Origin of the sequence: Duganella vulcania (assembly GCF_009857655.1) — a bacterium.
Lineage (GTDB): Bacteria > Pseudomonadota > Gammaproteobacteria > Burkholderiales > Burkholderiaceae_D > Rugamonas > Rugamonas vulcania.
In genome coordinates, this window is sequence record NZ_WWCX01000124.1 from 1 (window position 1) to 15,038 (window position 15,038).

General features: G+C 66.4%; 11 protein-coding genes and 1 pseudogene. All 12 read right to left on the reverse strand.

Translation table 11 applies throughout. The features are described 5' to 3' along the window. Positions 1 to 313 (reverse strand): annotated as a pseudogene (locus GTP90_RS32035) (helix-turn-helix transcriptional regulator); the annotation flags it as partial. Then, complete coding sequence (gene phoB, locus GTP90_RS32040; RefSeq protein ID WP_161087309.1) at positions 310 to 1,050, reverse strand: phosphate regulon transcriptional regulator PhoB; 741 nt, start codon at positions 1,048 to 1,050, stop codon at positions 310 to 312. The pseudogene GTP90_RS32035 and the gene phoB, both read right to left, overlap by 4 nt. 184 nt (positions 1,051 to 1,234) lie before the next feature. Next, positions 1,235 to 1,867, reverse strand: a complete 633-nt coding sequence (locus GTP90_RS32045) for an NF038129 family PEP-CTERM protein (protein ID WP_161087310.1) — start codon at positions 1,865 to 1,867, stop codon at positions 1,235 to 1,237. A gap of 10 nt (positions 1,868 to 1,877) precedes the next feature. Further along, positions 1,878 to 4,904: an ExeM/NucH family extracellular endonuclease gene (locus tag GTP90_RS32050; protein WP_161087311.1), complete on the reverse strand. Its 3,027-nt coding sequence runs from the start codon at positions 4,902 to 4,904 to the stop codon at positions 1,878 to 1,880. Positions 4,905 to 5,080: 176 nt separating this feature from the next. After that, positions 5,081 to 6,070, reverse strand: coding sequence for a TIGR03790 family protein (locus tag GTP90_RS32055; protein ID WP_161087318.1), 990 nt, complete (start codon positions 6,068 to 6,070; stop codon positions 5,081 to 5,083). 102 nt (positions 6,071 to 6,172) lie between these two features. After that, positions 6,173 to 6,712 carry an FxDxF family PEP-CTERM protein gene (locus GTP90_RS32060; protein ID WP_161087312.1) on the reverse strand — a complete coding sequence of 180 codons (540 nt, stop codon included), beginning with the start codon at positions 6,710 to 6,712 and terminating at the stop codon, positions 6,173 to 6,175. A 265-nt stretch (positions 6,713 to 6,977) separates the two neighbouring features. Continuing rightward, positions 6,978 to 8,393, reverse strand: a complete 1,416-nt coding sequence (locus GTP90_RS32065; protein WP_161087313.1) for a mannose-1-phosphate guanylyltransferase/mannose-6-phosphate isomerase — start codon at positions 8,391 to 8,393, stop codon at positions 6,978 to 6,980. After that, entirely contained in the window at positions 8,390 to 9,550 is a 1,161-nt protein-coding gene (locus GTP90_RS32070) for a nucleotidyltransferase family protein (RefSeq protein WP_161087314.1), read from the reverse strand. The genes GTP90_RS32065 and GTP90_RS32070 overlap by 4 nt, the downstream gene beginning before the upstream one ends. Positions 9,551 to 9,559: 9 nt before the next feature. Beyond that, entirely contained in the window at positions 9,560 to 10,561 is a 1,002-nt protein-coding gene (gene galE / locus GTP90_RS32075) for a UDP-glucose 4-epimerase GalE (RefSeq protein ID WP_161087315.1), read from the reverse strand. Next, positions 10,558 to 11,805 carry a glycosyltransferase family 4 protein gene (locus GTP90_RS32080; RefSeq protein WP_161087316.1) on the reverse strand — a complete coding sequence of 416 codons (1,248 nt, stop codon included), beginning with the start codon at positions 11,803 to 11,805 and terminating at the stop codon, positions 10,558 to 10,560. The genes galE and GTP90_RS32080 overlap by 4 nt, the downstream gene beginning before the upstream one ends. Beyond that, complete coding sequence (locus tag GTP90_RS32085) at positions 11,789 to 13,099, reverse strand: nucleotide sugar dehydrogenase (protein ID WP_161087317.1); 1,311 nt, start codon at positions 13,097 to 13,099, stop codon at positions 11,789 to 11,791. Before GTP90_RS32085 ends, GTP90_RS32080 begins: the two co-directional genes overlap by 17 nt. A gap of 33 nt (positions 13,100 to 13,132) precedes the next feature. After that, positions 13,133 to 15,038: heparinase II/III family protein (locus GTP90_RS32090; RefSeq protein ID WP_254452143.1), on the reverse strand; the 1,906-nt coding region annotated here is incomplete at its 5' end.

The window sequence follows — 15,038 nt, forward strand, 5'->3', positions numbered from 1 at the left end:
GCATGGCCGGCAGGCGCAGGCCGTCGCGGCAGTGGCGCGCCAGCCGCAGCGCCAGGCCGTCGGCCTTGTCGCCCAGGCGGGCCAGCAGGCCGGCGTCCAGCACCGTGCTGTGCATGCATTCGACATGTTGCACCTCGTCCTGCGCGCCGAACTGCAGGCAGACCATGATCTGGTGCGGCAGCAGCGCCTGGAACTGGCCCTGCGTCCACAGGCAGAGCTGGCGCGGTTGCCGCACCGGCAGCACCGCCTCGATCGCGTGCAGCAGGTATTCCTGCTCCACCTTGCTCAGGATGACCAGTGCGTCCATCGTCATGCCCGCGCCGTTTCCCGCAGCGCGCCGGCGCCCTGCTCCCAGGCCACGAAGCGGTAGCCGCTGCCGCGCACGGTTTCGATGTGCTCCTGGTGGCCGCTGGGCTGCAGCGCGCTGCGCAGGCGGCCGACGTGGGCGTCCACGGTGCGCTCGTCCAGGTAGACCGCGTTGCCCCAGACCTGGTCCAGCAACTGGGCGCGGGTGTGCACCCGTTCCGGGTGGTTCATCAGGAAGTTCAGCAGCTTGAATTCGACCCGGCCCATGGCCAGCTCGCGGGCGCCGGCCGTCACGCGCAGCGTGTGCGGATCGAGCCGCAGGCCGGCCATCTGCACCGTGTCGGCCGCCTGCCCGGGCGGCGCCGGCGCGCGCAGGCGGCGCAGCAAGGCGTGCACGCGGGCCACCATTTCGCGCGGGCTGAAGGGCTTGGTCATGTAGTCGTCGGCGCCGCTTTCCAGCGCCATGATCTTGTCCGGTTCGCCGCAGCGGGCCGTCACCATGATGATGGGCAGGTCGCGCGTGCGCGGCTGCGCGCGCAGGCGGCGTATCAGCGACAGGCCGGATTGGCCGGGCAGGTTCCAGTCGGTCATGATCATGGCCGGCAGGCCGTCTTCCAGCATCAGCAGCGCGCTTTCGGCGTCGCGCGCGCGGGCTACGGTGTGGCCCGCCATGCTCAGGTTGAGGGCGATGAGTTCCTGGATCGCAGGCTCGTTTTCAATGACAAGGATATGGGCGGGTGGCATGGCAAATCCGTGCAAAGGAATCACTATGCAACAAGCAATCTGGCAATACTAATATGATTTCCATCGCGGATTCAGAGCTTGGCGATATATATCCAGTGCCAGTCTGTCTCGCTTGCGATTTAGAAGTGGCCGTCTACATGCAAAAAAACGACACCGAAGTGTCGTTTTTTTGCAGCCGTCAAATTCAGGCGGAGAGCTTGCGGCGGCGGGCGATGCCCACCAGCGCCAGGCCGGCGCCCAGCATGGCCCAGGTCGACGGTTCCGGCACCGCGCTGACGCCGGCGATCGCGTGGTCGGTGATGTCCGCCGACAGCACGCCGGCGCCGGCGGTCGGCTGCCAGGTGATCGACATCAGCGTGCTGTCCTGCGGGTTGAAGTTGCCCAGCGCCGTGGTGCCGTCGGCGCCGAACAGCGACACGGCGAACTTGCTCTGGATCGCCGCCGGCGACGCGTCGGACAGGCCGCCGAAGGTGACGTCGAAGCTGACCTTGCCACCGAACGCAATACCCTGGAACAGGTCGTTGTAATCGGTGGTGTTGCCGAACACGAAGCCGCCGGCGTTCTGCTGCACGTTGCCGGTCAGGACGACGCCGGACAGGTCGCCAAAGCCGGACAGGTGGCTGATGGTGGCGCTGGCGAAGCTGGCCGGAGTGTTCGCAGGATTGAACTGCAGGTCCAGGAAGCCGGTATTGACCAGCGACGCGGTGTTGAGCTCCACGTGCAGCGTCTGGGCCGACGCCGCGCCGGCGCAGGCAACGCCCAGGGCCAGCGCCATCGCGGCATGGCGCAGGGTGAGGGAAAAGTTTGGTTTGAACATGGTCATATCCTTAGAAATTGCCGCTGTAGACTTTGGTGGTGTAGCTGATGTTGGCCGTGCCGGTCTTGCTGAAGCTCAGCGCGAACGAGACGGTGGCGCCCGGCGCCAGCGTGGCGGCGTTGACCGTGATGTACGGCGCGCCGGCGTGGCTGCCGCTGGCGTTGCTCAGCGTGACGCCGGCCGGCAGGCCGTCGAACTCGACCTGGAACGGACCGCTCAGCGCGGCCGCGCCGGTGTTGGTGATGGAGTACGTCGAGCTGTACTTGCCGGTGGCGCGGTTGAACACCAGGCCGGTGGCGGACGCCTTGACGCTGGCGCTGACGTCGCTGTACGGCGCGGCCAGGTTCAGGCTGATCACGACCGGGTCGTGGTCGGAGGCGCGGTACGGCGCGGCGGTGTACTTGTCTTCCGGCTTGCCGTCGGTGTTGTAGTCGACCACGGTCGGCTCGTCGGCGTTGTTATGCCATTCGGCCGCGTCCACCACGGACGGCGTCAGCGCCGGGCTGGCCAGCGCGTGGTCCAGGTAGCCCGCCTCGCTGTTGAACACGAAGGAGTACGGCATGCCGCCGCCACCGCGCACGAAGCGCTCCAGCTGGTTGACGTAGCCGGTGTCGGTGATGACCTTGATCGGATCTTCCATGCCGTAGGAGTTGAAGTCGCCGATCATCAGCACCTTGGCGTCGCCGGCGGCGGCCGCCACTTGCGGCGCGAAGGTGGTGACCAGGCGGGTGGCCTGGTTGACGCGGGTGGCGTTCCAGCAGCTCTGGCCGTCGCCCTTGTCGGCGTCGCCGCCGGAACCGGCCGGGCAGCTGCCCTTCGATTTCAGGTGGTTGACGATCAGCGAGAACCTGGCGCCGTTGGCGGCGGCAAAGGTCTGCGCCATCGGCGGACGGTTGTTGATGCTGTCGGCGTCGGACATGGCGCTACCCACCATCGTCAGCGCGGCCGGCTTGTAGATCATGGCCACGCGGATGGCGTCGGTGCCGGTGGAGGCCGGCTTGGGCACGACCGCGTAGGTCTGGAAGCCGGTGCCCGGCGAGATCGCCTCGTTGAGCGCCTTGACCAGGTAGCCGACCGTGTACTCGCCGCTGTTCTGGATTTCCATCAGGCCGAAGACGTCGGCGTCAATGGACTTCAGTTCGCCGACGATCTTGGCGGTCTGGCGGTTGAACTCGTTGAGGTTGTCGGCGCCGCGGCAGTTGGACTTGCTGACGCTGGCTCCCAGCGAGCAGCCCTGCCCCGTGTGGCCTTCGACGTCGGTGCCGTTGGTGAAGGTGGTGAAGTAGTTCAGCACGTTGGCGCTGGCGACCTTGATGTTGCCTGCGACCAGGGCCGGCGGCGCGGTGCGCGGATTATCCTGCGAGAACACCGGGGCCACGGTCGGCTGCAGCTTGAAGGCGGCGCCGCCGCCACCCTTGGCGCCGAAGTCCACCACGCCGGTCAGGCCGGAGACGGTGTCGCCGGCGCGCAGCGAACCATCCGCGCCCAGGTAGGGAATGGTGGCGGGCGTGGTGAACACGCCGTCGTCCAGCACGATCTGGTTGCCGGCGTTGGCCAGCGCCAGCGCCTTGGCTTCGTTGGAACCGGCGCGGTAGTGGTTGGTCGGCGCCTCCAGGCGGCCGGACGACAGCGTCACTTCGCCGCGGTCGCCCAGGAACTCCAGCTGCGACACGGTCAGCGCGTTGGTGAAGCGCACCAGCATGCCTTCGACCTGGCCCAGGTTGGCGTACGGCAGCTGGATGTTGGTCGGGGTGACGGCGATGCCGCTGCCGGTCTTGACGATGGCGCTGATGTTCTGCAGCTCGGTGTAGGCGTGGCCGCCGGCCACCGGCGCGTAGTCGGTGACGGTGCCGGTGATGCGGACCTGGTCGCCGACCTGCACGGTGCCGCTGTTGGCGGCCGTGGTGTAGACGAAGATGCCGTCCGAGGTCAGCGGATCGCCGTCGCCCAGCGGGTCCTGCAGGAAGAAGCCCGAGCCGACCTTGGCCGTGACCACGCCCTCGGTGGTCTGCACGGTGCCGGCGTACGGGCTGGTCTCGCCCGGGCCCTGGATCTGCGGAATGGTGTGGGTGACGCCGGTGGGCGAGGCCACGCTGACGTTGATGGTGCAGCTGGCCTGCTGCGACTGGTCGTTATCGAAGCGCACCACGACCGGATAGCTGCCCTGCGCCACGCCGGCGCCCACGCTCAGGCTGACGGTGGCGTTGGCGCCGGCGGCCGAGGCGGCCTGGAAGTTCACCAGGCTGATGCCGGGCACGGCGGTCGAGGTGATGACCGCGCTGTTGACGATGCCGTCGGCGTCGGTCGCGCTCAGGTCAGCGCTGCCGGCGAAGCCGACCGCCATGGCCAGGCTGGCCGGGCAGCTGGCGACGATAGGCGGCGCCGTCGGCACGCCGCACGCATGCAGCGGGCTGGCGGTGTTGCGCGGGTTGGGCGCGCCGGCGGTGAAGTCGCTGCCGTTGTTGTCGGTGTCGGTGCAGCCGCCGTTGGCGCGCAGCGCGGCGGTGGTGTTGCTCAGGCCCGGGCCGTTGGCGCCTTCGAAATAGCCGGCGTTAAAGCCCAGCAAGTCGACCAGCGTGCCGCCGGATGGGGCGGCGCCGGACAAGGCGTTGCCGTCGTTGACCAGCGCGACCTTGCCGGCGCTGCCGCTCATCGGGATGGTGCCGGTGGTGTCGGGCGTGAGCAGCGCGCCGGCGCCGGTGCCGGCCGCCTCCTGCACCAGGTAGTACTGGCCGGGCTGCAGCACCGGGCTGCCGCTGATCTTGGTCACCTGCCACGAGGAGCCGGAGGCGCTGGCGTACTGTACGCTCCAGCCGGCCAGGCTGACCGGCTGCGTGCCACGGTTGAACAGCTCGATGAAATCGTTCTTGATGGTGGCGCCGGAGTTGCCGCCACCACCGTACACCTGGCTGATCACGACCGGCGAATCAGCGTGGGCCGAGGCCGACAGGCCCGCCATCAGGGCGGCGGCGATGATGGTGCGCCGGCCCGGCGTGGAGGCAGCCTGGGCGTTCGGCAAGTGGAAGGTTGTTTTCATGTGTGGGTCCTGGGTAGAAAAAAGGTCGGCGCGCCGGTCTTAACAAAATGATTTCAGAAATTGCATTTTGCATATTAAGCCGGCGGATTGACGCCTTGATGACATACCTTTAGTCCGTTCGGACTAACACATGGTTCGGCGCCCTCCGCGCTCTGTTGTCCCGCCCTTGACCGGCATCAGTGGCGGTAAGGCGCGGCCAGCGGTTCGCCGACGAACACGCCCTGCGCGGGCCAGGCCACGCTCTTCCAGTAGGCTTCGATCGCGGTGTTGCCGCGCAAATATTGCCCCAGCAGCACGGTGGAGTTGGGGAACTTCTGCCAATGATTGCACGGCTCGCTGACGGTGCCGTAGCTGGCCGTGGCGCCCGCGTCCAGCCAGCGCAGGCTGCTCATCTGCCCGCCCTCGGCCAGCAAGTCGCCGCCGTACGAGGTCAGGTGATCGGCCAGCGCGCCCGGCAGGAATTTCAGCGTGTTCAGCTTGGGCACCTGGCTCAGGCCGGTCTCGTAGACGATGATGTCGCCGGCCTGCTCGATGCTGTCGGCCTCCAGGGTCTTGATGGTCAGCTTCCTGGAGGGCACCGTCATCGAACGCGGAAAGAAGCGCGCCCGGCTGCTGCGCGCGGCGTCGCTGGTCTTCAGGAAATAGGCGGTGGCGGTCGGCACGGCGAAACCGGCCAGCACGCCGCGGTCGATCAGGGCCTTCGACGCTTCCACTGAGTCGGTCGGCAACAGCATGGACAGGCGCATGCGGTAGTCGGTGTAGGGCTTGGCCGAGGCCGAATTGAAGTAGCTGCTGGGCTTGCTCGGGGCGCAGCTCTTGGCGCACAAGCCGCTGTCCAGGCCCAGCGTGTAGGCCGAGGTCAGCGAGTTGCACTCGACCGCGTACGGCGCGGTCCACACCATCAGCACGGCCTGGATGTCGGGCCCCAGCCTGGCGTCGATCTGCGCTTTCAGCGCGTCGAACTGGTCGGCGTCCAGCTTGCGCGGCCGGTGCGGGATGCGCACATGCACCATGTTAGCGGCAGGAATATTGCGCGCTTTCTGATAGTACTCGCCAAGCTCAACGCTGTTGGGCTCGTCGTCGTTGATGACCACCGCCAGTTGGGCGGCGCTGAGGCCGGCGACGGGGACGTTTTGCGCGCGGGCCGCGCCGGACAGCGCCAGCATGGTGGCCAGGGAAAGTAAGAAAAGTCGCAAGTGGGTCGATCGCGGTTGAGGTGGCAAAAAAAAACGGAAGCGGCGGCTTCCGTTGGAATTATAGCGCCATTGTCAGACCTTACGGCGGCGGGCCAGCCAGCCGACGATGCCGGCGCCGCCCAGCAGCATGCCGTAGGTGGCCGGTTCCGGCACCGCGCTCACGGCCACCGAGCCGACATAGTTGCCGGCCGCCGCGTTGCGCACCGTGCCGCTCACCATCAGGTAATAGCTGTCGGCCGGCAGGTGGTGGGCGCCGATGGTCCACACCTCGGCCGTCGCTCCCGGCGCCGATTGCTTCACGCCGTCCAGCGAGAAGCCGGCAGAGTTGTACAGCTTGAAGCTGTCGAAGCTGGCGCCGCCCAGGCCGGCGTCGGCCAGGTTCAGGCTGCTGACCAGGGCGCCCAGCATTTCGCCGCTGGCGGTCGTGAAATTATAACGGTCGCTGAACGTGTTGCCGGCGTTGCCGGCGCCGAATTCATGCATCAGCACGGCCGCGCCGCCGCTCAGGTCCAGGGTTTGCACGCCCTGGCTGATGTCGGCCGCGCGCGCCAGCGGCACGCCGGCCGCGCCCGCCAGCACCAATGCCGCGATGATGGTTTGTGTACGCTTCATACTTCACCTCCCTTAAAAAAGGCGGTTGCCTACGCGCTGCCGCCGGTTGCTCGATCACTGCGGATTTATCCTAGCATCGGCCGCCGGGACGATCGCGGTGACGCGGCAATCGCGCGTGGCTGGGCCGGCCAGGCGCACGCAGGCGGGCGCCAGCGGCGCTCAGAGGGGAAATCGGGATGTTGCGGGAGGCGTAGGCCGGGGCCTACGCAAAGACGGGAAAACGGCGACCCCCGCTGCTCGGCCGGGGCCGCCGTGGACAAGCGGGTCAGGCGCGTTGGTAAACGTCTTCCAGGCGGACGATGTCGTCCTCGCCCAGGTAGCTGCCGGATTGGACCTCGATCAGGTGCAGCGGCAGCTTGCCCGGATTTTCCAGGCGGTGCGTGGCGCCGATCGGGATGTAGGTCGATTCGTTCTCGGTCAGCAGCGTCACCTCATCGCCGCAGGTCACGCGGGCGGTGCCGCTGACGACGATCCAGTGCTCGGCGCGGTGGTGGTGCATCTGCAGCGACAGCTTGCCGCCCGGGTTGACGGTGATGCGCTTGACCTGGAAGCGCTCGCCCACGTCGATGCCCTCGTAGCAGCCCCACGGACGGTAGACCTTGGTGTGGTGCAGGTGCTCGGTGCGCTGCTTGGTCTTGAGGTGGTCGACGATGTTCTTGACGCGCTGCACCTGGTCCTTGTGGCAGACCAGCACGGCGTCGTTGGTTTCCACCACGACCACGTCCTTGACACCGACCACGGCCACGATGCGGCTCTCGGCGCGCACCAGCGAGCCGCTGACGTCGTCCAGGTACACATCGCCACGGGTGGCGTTGCGCTGGCCGTCCTGCGGCTGCACTTCCCACAGCGCCGACCACGAACCGACGTCGTTCCAGCCGATGTCGGCCGGCACCACGATGGCGTGGCGGGTGTGCTCCATCACCGCGTAGTCGATCGAGTCGGACGGGCAGGCGGTAAACGAGGCTTCGTCCAGGCGGCAGAAGTCGAGGTCGCGGTAGTCCTTGCCGACTGCGGCCTCGGTGGCGCTGGCGATGGCCGGCGCGTATTGCTGCAGCTCCTTGAGGTAGCTGTCGGCGCGGAACAGGAACATGCCGCTGTTCCAGTAGTAGTTGCCGGCGGCGACGAATCCCTCGGCGGTGGCGCGGTCCGGCTTCTCGACAAAGCGGTCGACGCTGTAGCAGTGGGCGGCGGCGGCCGGCGCGCCGCTGCGGATGTAGCCGTAGCCGGTTTCCGGCGCGGTCGGCACGATGCCGAACGTCGCCAGCGCGCCGCCGTCCACCATGGCCGCGGCGTGTTCGATGGCGGCGTAGAAGGCGTCGACGTTATCGATCACGTGGTCGGCCGGCAGCACCAGCATGACGGCGTCCGCATCGATGGCGCGCAGATAGTGGGCGGCGGCGGCCACGGCCGGCGCGGTGTTGCGGCCGACCGGCTCGAGCAGGATGCCCAGCGGCGCGACGCCGATCTCGCGCATCTGCTCGGCGACCAGGAAGCGGTGCTCGTTGCCGCACACCACCAGCGGCGCCATCATCTGCGGCCGGCCGTGCAGGCGCAGCGCGGTGTCCTGCAACATGGTGCGCTCCGAGACCAGCGGCAGCAGCTGCTTCGGCAGCACGGCGCGCGACAACGGCCATAAACGGGTGCCGGAACCGCCCGACAGGATCACTGGGTAAATTTTCATGCTCGCATTCTCTTATCTGTTAATTCGTTGCTGTGTTCGGTGCGACGCTTGCTGCGGCGGTCGCGGGCGTTGGCCCAGGAATCGGGATCGGTCTCGGACACGTGCTTCATCTCGCCGGCGCGGTCGACACTATAGTCCTTAAACACGATCATTTCATTTAACGAAACATTCGGTAACACGCGGGTGTATTCGAACAGCACGCTGCGCACGACCTTGGCGCCGGCGCAGATGTGGCTGCCGTGGCCGATCCAGGTCGGGCCGACGATGTGCACGCCGGCGTCGATGCGGGTGCCGGAACCGATGTAGACTGGGCCCTCGATAGTGGTGCCCGCCCAGTCGATGCTGGTGTTCAGGCCGACCCACAGGCCGTCGTTGATCTGGATGCCGGGCATGTGCAGGTGGGCCACCTCGCCCATCAGCACGCTCTGGCAGGTCTCCCAGTAGTCGGTGACACTGCCGATGTCGATCCAGTTGTAGTTGCGGGTCTGGGCGTAGAACGGCATGCCCTTCTCGGCCAGCAGCGGGAACAGCTGGGAGCCGATGTCGAAGGTCTGGCCGGACGGGATCAGGTCGATCACCTCGGGCTCGAAGATGTAGATGCCGGTGCTGGCGAAATTGGACTTGGCTTCCTGCTGGCTGGGCTTTTCCTGGAACTCGGTGATGCGGCCGTTGTCGTCGGTGACCACCACACCGTAGCTGGAGACCTTATCCCACGGCACCTCCTTGGTGATGACCGAGGCCAGAGCGCCCTTGCGGCGGTGCTCGAACAGGGCCGACTTGATGTCGAGGTCGATCAGCGCGTCGCCGCACAACACGATGGTGGTGTCGTCGAAGAAGCCGCCGAACTCCTGGATCTTCTTCATGCCGCCGGCCGAGCCCAGCGGCTGCGGCACGACCTCGCCGTCGTCGGTGGTGTAGCCCTCGAAGGAGTAGCCGATCTGCACGTCGTACTGGTGGCCCTCGCCGAAATACTCTTCGATTTTCTCATGCAGATAGCTGACGTTGACCATGATCTCGGTCACGCCGTACTTGTGCAGATGCTCGATCAGGTAGGCCATCACGGGCTTGCCCAGGATGGGGATCATGGGCTTGGGCAAATCATACGTCAGGGGACGCACGCGGGTACCCTTGCCTGCCGCAAGTATCATTGCTTTCATGCTGGCCTCCTAATCAGTGGGCGTGGTCTGCCAGCGCCAGGAGTCGGCGCACATTTGCTCAACATTGCGCTGAGCCTTCCAGCCAAGCTCGCGTTCGGCCAGGCTGGCGTCCGCGTAGCAGGCGGCGATGTCGCCGGCGCGGCGCGCCACCACCTGGTACGGCACGGGACGTCCGCTGGCCGCTTCAAATGCGCGCACCATCTCCAGCACGCTGTTGCCTCGGCCGGTGCCCAGATTGTAGGTGAATATGCCGGCACCGGTCGCCAGCTTGGACAGCGTGGCTAGGTGGCCCAGCGCCAGGTCGACCACGTGGATGTAGTCGCGCAGGCCGGTGCCGTCCGGGGTCGGATAATCGCCGCCGTACACCGACAGGCGCTCGCGGCGGCCGTCCGCCACCTGGGCGATGTAGGGCACCAGGTTGTTGGGGATGCCGTTCGGCTCTTCACCGATCAGGCCGCTTTCATGCGCGCCCACCGGGTTGAAGTAGCGCAGCAGCGCGATGCTCCAGCTCGGATCAGCCTTGTACAGGTCGCGCAGCATCTCTTCGATCATCAGCTTGCTGCGGCCGTAGGGATTGGTGGCCGACAGCGGGAAGTGTTCGAGGATGGGCACCGAGGCCGGGTCGCCGTACACCGTGGCCGAGCTGCTGAACACCAGCGACTTCACGCCGGCCTGGGCCATGCACTCGAACAGCACCAGGCTGCCGGTGACGTTGTTGTCGTAGTAGCGCAGCGGCTGCTCGACCGATTCGCCCACCGCCTTCAAGCCGGCAAAGTGGATCACCGAGTCGATCCGGTGGGTGGCGAACACCGCCTCCAGCGCGGCGCGGTCGCGCACGTCGCCCTCGACAAAGGTGAACGGCTTGCCGGCGATGCGCTCGACGCGTTCCTGCACCGAGGCCTTGGCGTTGGACAGGTTGTCCAGCGCCACCACTTCATGGCCGGCCGCCAGCAATTCCACCACGGTATGCGAGCCGATGTAGCCCATACCGCCAGTTACGAGTATCTTCATTTGCCCTCTTTCCGTAAGGTCGAGACCGCACCTGGCAGCGGCGCGTCGGCCGAGTACAAGCGCTCGTAGGCGGCCAGCAGCTTGGGCGCCTCGTATTCCCATTCCAGTTCGTTGACCACGCGGTGGCGGCCGTAGGCGCCCATGCGCTCGCGCCGGGCCGGGTCGTCCAGCAGCTCGACGATCTTGCGCGCCATGTCGACCGGGTCGTTCTTGAGCGCGTACAGCGACGCTTCCTGCGCCGACACCTTGCCTTCGACCAGGTCGAACTGCACGATCGGTTTGCCCAGCGCCATGTACTCCATGATCTTGTTCATGGTGGACTTGTCGTTCATGTCGTTGGCCACGTCGGGGTTGACGCAGACGTCGGCGGTGTTGAGCATTTCCAGCAGCTGCTGGTCCGGCACGCGGCCGGTGAAGGTGACGTAGTCGGCGATGCCCATGTCGGCCGCCATCTGCTTCATCTGTTCGAGCGAGGTGCCGCCGCCAACCAGGCCGAACTGCACGTCGGTGCGGCCCAGCGTCTGGATCAGGTATTGCGCGGCCTGCAGCAGCAGGTCGATGCCTTCCTGCGCGCCCATCACGCCGACGTAGCCGACCAGGAACCGGCGGCCGCGCTTGAGCTCGGTCACCGGCGGCAGCACGCGCAGGCGGTCCAGCTTGGGTCCGCTGCGCACCACGTAGCATTTGTCGGCCGGCATGCCGCCGCGCTCGATGGCGATTTTCTTGTACGACTCGTTGGTGGCGATCGAGACGTCGGCGGTCTTGAACGACCAGCGCTCGAACAGCACCATCAGCTTGTAGAAGAAGTCGCGGCGGCCGAACTTGGCCTCGTACAGCTCCGGGTTGATGTCGTGGTGGTCGAACAAGAACTTCTTGCCCATCAGGAGCTTGAAGAAGCCGCCGATCAAAAACAGCAGGTCGGGCGGATTGCAGGCGTGGATGATGTCGAAGCCGCGCGCGAAATGCACCTTCCACGCCAGGCGGAAGGTGTGGAACAGCGCCAGCGAGTATTCCACCAAGTAGCCCTTGGCGCCCTCCGCTTCCAGCGGCAGGCTGTAGCGGTGGATGTGGATGCCGTCGATCTGCTCGTAGCGGCTCTCGTAGCCCTTGCCGGTCGGGCAGATGATGGACACCAGGTAGCCGTTGGCGTGCAGCGTGGTGGCCTCCTGCCAGACCCGCCGGTCGAACGGCGACGGCAGGTTTTCGACCAGGATCAGGACGCGGCGCTTACCAGCAGATGCCATCGTACTGTCCCCCGCTCTGTTCGGTGCTGATGCGCACCAGGTCGACCAGCTGCTGGCCCGGCTTGAGCTGGCCCGGCACGGTCTTGAACTCGGCCGCGCCGTTGCCGATGACGATGGTGTCGGCAAAGGCCAGCACTTCCTCCATCGAGTTGACCATCAGCTTGGAGATGTGGGGGATGTGGTTCAGGATGTAGTCCTGGTTGGCGCCGGTCAGCGCGGCCAGGTTGACGTTCTTGTCGTACAGCTTGAGCTCGTAGCCCTTGCCCAGCAGGTTCTCGATCACGTCCACCAGCGGCGATTCGCGCAGGTCGTCGGTGCCGGCCTTGAACGAGAAGCCGAGGATGCCGACCTTGCGCGCGCCCTTGTCCATGATCATCTTCAGGCCCTTTTCGACCTGCCTCTGGTTCGACGGCAGCACCGCGTTCAGCAGCGGCAGGTCCAGGTCCAGGCTGCGCGCCTTGTAGGTCAGCGCGCGCACGTCCTTGGGCAGGCAGGAGCCGCCGAAGGCAAAGCCCGGCTTCATGTAGTAGGACGACAGGTTCAGTTTGGTGTCCTGGCAGAAGATCTCCATCACCTTGTGGCCGTCGATGCCGACCGCCTTGCAGATGTTGCCGATCTCGTTGGCGAACGCCACCTTGACGGCGTGCCAGGTGTTGTCGGTGTACTTGACCATTTCGGCGGTCTCGACGTTGGTGCGCACCAGCGGCGCGTCCATTTTCTCGTACAGTTGCACCAGCATGGCGCCGGCCTTCTCGTCGCTCTCGCCGATCACGGTTTTCGGCGGGTGGTAGTAATCGTACACCGCCGTGCCCTCGCGCAGGAATTCGGGGTTGTTGCAGACGCCGAAGTCGACGCCGGCTTTCTTGCCGGAGGCCGCTTCCAGGGTCGGGATCACCACGCTGCTCATCGAGCCCGGCAGCATGGTGCTGCGCGCCACCACCACGTGGAAGCCGGCCTTGTCCTTGATGGCGGCGCCGATCTGCTCGCACACCTTGCGCACGTGGCTCAGGTCGAGGTTGCCGTTCAGCTGCGATGGCGTGCCGACGCAGATCAGCGACATGTCCGACCCCATGACGGCGTCGTGCACGTCGGTGGTGGCGCGCAGGTGGCCGGACTTGACGGTGGCGGCAATCATTTCGCCGATGTCTTTTTCAATGATCGGGGTGGTGCCCTGGTTGATCAGGTCGACCTTGGTGCGGTTGGGATCGACGCCGATCACTTCATGGCCGTCGGTGGCGAGACATCCGGCGGAAACTGCGCCAACATAGCCCAGGCCAAAAATACTGATTTTCAAAATATACTCCTCAATGAATTGTCGATGCCACCGTTAAATACTTACTTGCGTACCTACTTGCGTTCCTGTCTGAATGCCGCCCCGCGCCGCTTCCGGTGCGGCCTCCGCCACGGCGTTGACCAGCAGCCGCAGCTCAGTCACTATTTCTGTCGTACCGTTGACGGTACCCTGCCATCTTAACGTGTCGATAGCAGTCTTTTCGTCGAATCTGCGCGAAATCCAGCCGCCGATCGGGGCTTCGCTGCCCCGCAACAACTCGGCGCCGCCGCCGAAGCCACAGCGCAGTTGCAATTCGCTGCGCTGCCCCAGAACCCGCACCAGGCCGCCTTCCAGCTCGGTACGGCATCCCTCGGCCAGCTGCCAGTGCAGTGCAACATGGTGCTGCGCCCGACATTGTAATATGTCTTTGACAACGACGGTATTTCTGTTCGTATCGAACTCGACGACCCGGCGGTGCATGACCGGATCGGCCAGGCGTTTGTAGCCGTCGTGCTCGCCTTCAAAGCGCTGCACCGGGCCGGCCAGCTGGTGCGCCAGCAGGCGCGCGTTGGCCTTGCGCAGCCACATGAAGTTGCCGCCGATTTCGGACTGGTCCTGGTGGTCGACGCACACCGTGTTGTGCGCGGCCGTGCTGCGGAAATAGTCGCGCCAGGATTTTTGCGTGTGGTAGGCGTAGGTGCCGGGATCGATCAGGAATTCCTCGCCGCCCAGCGACAGGGTGAACGCCAGCGCGTCGGCGTGGCCGTGGGCGGCGATCGACAGGTAGCCGAGCGGCGCGCAATCGGCCACCAGGCGCACCTCGCCGGGGCCGCCGAAATGCTGGCCCAGCAGGTAGTAGCCGCCTTCCGGGAAGGCCATCACCGGCTGCTCGGCGCCGGCCGGCACCAGGGCGTCCCAGCGCTGCTGGCCGGCGTCACCGAACAGCCAGCGGGTCTTGTCGTCCAGCGCGCCGGCCTTGCGCTTGAAGTCGGCGCGGCCGAACAGCAGCGCGCAACTGGCCAGCAGCGAGCGGTACGGCGACCAGCCGGCTTCGTGCGACAGCCTCACCATCTGGGCGTCGTCGGCGTCGCCGGTCATCGGCATGTGGCCGCCTGCGTCGAGCAGCGCGGCCAAGAAGTCGGCCAGCTTTTCCAGCCGCTGCAGATAGGCCGGCGCGAACGCCACGCCGTGCGCCTGGCCAACCAGGTGGCACAGCAGCATCATGTCCATCACTTCGTGCTGGTAGTATACCGCCTGTTCCTTGTTGACGCCGTCGGCGGTGTTCTGCTTGAGCGCCTCCACTTCCAGGCCGCGCTTGGACAGCGCCAGCCAGCGCGCCGAGTCGGGCCAGCACGGCCACACCAGGCTGGCCACGAACAGGCCCATGTACTCACCGAACAGGTGGTTGTTGGCCGACGAGTGGCGCGAGAAATAACCCTGGATGAAATGGCAGTGCTGGTAGATGCTGTCCAGCCATTGGCGCTGGAATTTCTTGCCGCGGGCGCCGGCGAACAGCGGCGAGGCGGCGCCGCCCAGCAGCTCCCACGCGAAGGCCCAGTTCAGCAGGCGCACCGCCAGTTCAAGCGAACTGGTCCAGTGTACGCCCTGCGGATACGGACACTGGTCGAACCACGATTGCAGCAGCGCGCGGGCGCCGTCGGCGTAGCGCTGCTCGCCGCTGGCCCGCCACGCTTGCGCCAGGGTCACCAGCTCCAGGTGGCGGCTCGGCTCCCACAGGTATTTGATGTCGCCCACCACGCGCTCGCTGCGGTAGTCAATGGCCTTGCCCAGGCCCATCGGCGCCTGGGTGCCGGTCTTCGGATCGCGGTTCCATTGCGGCGGGAAGCCCAGCTCCACGCCGCGCAGCGCGAACACGTTCCAGCGGCCGGCCAGGATGGCGTCCGCCGCGGCGAACAGCGCCGGGGCGTCCGCCAGCGGGGTCGCGGCGGGCAGGAACGCG

Coding starts and splice junctions, on each gene's coding strand:
- phoB (WP_161087309.1), bottom strand. CDS start 1,050: ATGCCACCCGCCCATATCCTTGTCATTGAAAACGAGCCTGCGATCCAG.
- GTP90_RS32045 (WP_161087310.1), bottom strand. CDS start 1,867: ATGTTCAAACCAAACTTTTCCCTCACCCTGCGCCATGCCGCGATGGCG.
- GTP90_RS32050 (WP_161087311.1), bottom strand. CDS start 4,904: ATGAAAACAACCTTCCACTTGCCGAACGCCCAGGCTGCCTCCACGCCG.
- GTP90_RS32055 (WP_161087318.1), bottom strand. CDS start 6,070: ATGCTGGCGCTGTCCGGCGCGGCCCGCGCGCAAAACGTCCCCGTCGCC.
- GTP90_RS32060 (WP_161087312.1), bottom strand. CDS start 6,712: ATGAAGCGTACACAAACCATCATCGCGGCATTGGTGCTGGCGGGCGCG.
- GTP90_RS32065 (WP_161087313.1), bottom strand. CDS start 8,393: ATGAAAATTTACCCAGTGATCCTGTCGGGCGGTTCCGGCACCCGTTTA.
- GTP90_RS32070 (WP_161087314.1), bottom strand. CDS start 9,550: ATGAAAGCAATGATACTTGCGGCAGGCAAGGGTACCCGCGTGCGTCCC.
- galE (WP_161087315.1), bottom strand. CDS start 10,561: ATGAAGATACTCGTAACTGGCGGTATGGGCTACATCGGCTCGCATACC.
- GTP90_RS32080 (WP_161087316.1), bottom strand. CDS start 11,805: ATGGCATCTGCTGGTAAGCGCCGCGTCCTGATCCTGGTCGAAAACCTG.